The 2053-nt window shown below is 65.5% G+C and carries 1 protein-coding gene, 2 pseudogenes and 1 riboswitch; of the genes and pseudogenes, 2 read left to right on the top strand and 1 reads right to left on the bottom strand.

The window, feature by feature from the left end; all coding sequences use genetic code 11:
• Positions 1 to 226, bottom strand: a pseudogene (locus tag EOA33_RS33575) (thiamine diphosphokinase); the annotation flags it as partial.
• A 102-nt stretch (positions 227 to 328) separates the two neighbouring features.
• Positions 329 to 442: riboswitch (TPP riboswitch) on the top strand.
• A 43-nt stretch (positions 443 to 485) separates the two neighbouring features.
• Here EOA33_RS33575 and thiB point away from each other — a divergent pair.
• A complete protein-coding gene (gene thiB / locus EOA33_RS33570) occupies positions 486 to 1490 on the top strand; it encodes a thiamine ABC transporter substrate binding subunit (protein ID WP_126057894.1) in 1005 nt (334 codons plus the stop codon).
• A gap of 230 nt (positions 1491 to 1720) precedes the next feature.
• Positions 1721 to 2053 (top strand): annotated as a pseudogene (locus tag EOA33_RS33560) (thiamine/thiamine pyrophosphate ABC transporter permease ThiP); the annotation flags it as partial.

Below are 2053 nucleotides of genomic sequence, written 5' to 3'. Positions count from 1 at the left end.
TGTCCTTCTCGGCCGGAAACACCTGGCGTGGCACGGCGGCCAGATCATCCGGCAAATCCGGCGGCACGGAATCGAAATCGCCGACCCAGAGCTCAGGCGTCAGGCCCAGCATGCGGGCATGGCCGATGCCGCCATCGGCGGCGATGACGCGCGCGCCGGCCAGCTGGCTGTCGAGCCGCGGCGTGCGGACGAGGTCGCCGCCAAGCAGGATGGTGAATGTGCCCATGAGCGTCGCCCTTACCAGCCCCGCCCGAGAAACGGAAGCCGGGGGTGCAGGCACCCGGCAAACTTCCGCTTGCGCGGTGCCGTGCCCGGGCCTATGTGTCGAAACGCTCTAACGGGGTGCCGGACGCGGGTTTTCGCGGACCGGCTGAGAGGCAACCGCCAACCCGCTGAACCTGATCCGGTTTGTACCGGCGGAGGGATTAGACGTCTCGGACCATCCGGCGCCTCAATTCCTTTCAATACCAACGAAGGAGGCGCCGATGCGCACGCTCTTGTCCCACCTTGTTCTGGCAACCGGCCTGGTTTCGCTTCTGGCGGGTCCGGCGGCCGCGAAGGACAAGCTCACCGTCTATACCTATGAGAGCTTCACCGCCGACTGGGGTCCCGGCCCGGCGGTAAAGAAGGAATTCGAGGCCGAATGCGGCTGCGATCTCGAATTCGTCTCGGTCGCCGATGGCGTGGCGTTACTCAACCGCGTCAAGCTGGAGGGCGCGGCGACCAAGGCCGACATCGTGCTCGGCCTCGACACCAACCTGACGGCCGAAGCCAAGGCGAGCGGCCTGTTCGCGCCGCATGGCGACGTGTCCGGCCTCAATGTCCCCGGCAACTGGAGCGACGACACATTCGTGCCGTTCGACTATGGCTATTTCGCCGTCGTCTACGACACCGAAAAGCTGAAAGTCCCGCCGAAGAGCCTGAAGGAACTGGTCGAGGGCAGCGCCACCGACAAGATCGTCATCCAGGATCCACGCACCTCGACGCCCGGCCTCGGCCTGCTGCTCTGGGTCAAGTCGGTCTATGGCGACAAGGCGCCGGAAGCCTGGGCCAAGCTCAAGTCCAAGGTGCTGACGGTGACGCCGGGCTGGAGCGAGGCCTATGGCCTGTTTACCAAGGGCGAGGCGCCGATGGTGCTGTCCTACACCACCTCGCCGGCCTATCACATGGTCGCCGAGAAAACTGAACGCTACCAGGCCGCGTCCTTCGAGGAGGGCGAATATCTGCAGATCGAGGTTGCCGGCATCACCACGACAGGGGCGAAGAATCCGCTGGCGGAGAAGTTCATCGCCTTCATGACCGGCCCGAAATTCCAGGATGTCATCCCCGAGACCAACTGGATGTTCCCGGCCGGTAAGACCGACAAGCCGCTCAATCCGGCCTTCGACAAATTGGTCAAGCCGACCAAGACCTTGCTGTTCAGCGCCGATGAGGTCGCCGCCAACCGCAAGGCCTGGGTGGACGAATGGCTGGCGGCGATGAGCAAGTAGGCTTTCGATCGCCTCGATGTCTGCGCCAAGCCACCCCCCTCTGTCCTGCCGGACATCTCCCCCTCAAGGGGGGAGATTGGCTGTCACGGCGGTTTTCGCCAACCTTTGGCGGTGTGGGATGGAACGCGGCGTCGACGCTGCTGATCTCCCCCCTAGAGGGGGAGATGTCCGGCAGGACAGAGGGGGGGGCGAAGGAACGCGGCTTTCGCTAAGTTCCGCCAGGGTGCAGCGTGCAGCTCGCGCCTCGCTCTGACCCCCGCATCACCGCCGGCATCGCCGCGCTAGGCGCCATCACCTTGCTGATCGGCGGGGCGTTCGCCGGCCTCGTCCTTGAAGGCGCGCATGATTTCTCCGGCGCCGCCTCGGCCTTCGATCCCTATATCCTGCGCGTCGTCCGCTTCACACTCTGGCAGGCGCTGTTGTCGACCCTGCTTTCCGTTGTGCCGGCGCTGTTCGTCGCGCGCGCGCTCTCCCGGCATCCGCTTTTTCCGGGCCGCGGGCTGATCCTGCAGCTCTTCGCCCTGCCGCTGGCGCTGCCGGCCATTGTCGCGGCGCTCGGCATC

This window comes from Mesorhizobium sp. M4A.F.Ca.ET.050.02.1.1 (assembly GCF_003997725.1).
Lineage (GTDB): Bacteria > Pseudomonadota > Alphaproteobacteria > Rhizobiales > Rhizobiaceae > Mesorhizobium.
Note: the sequence above shows the minus strand (reverse complement) of the source record. Positions and strands in the feature narration are given on the sequence as shown.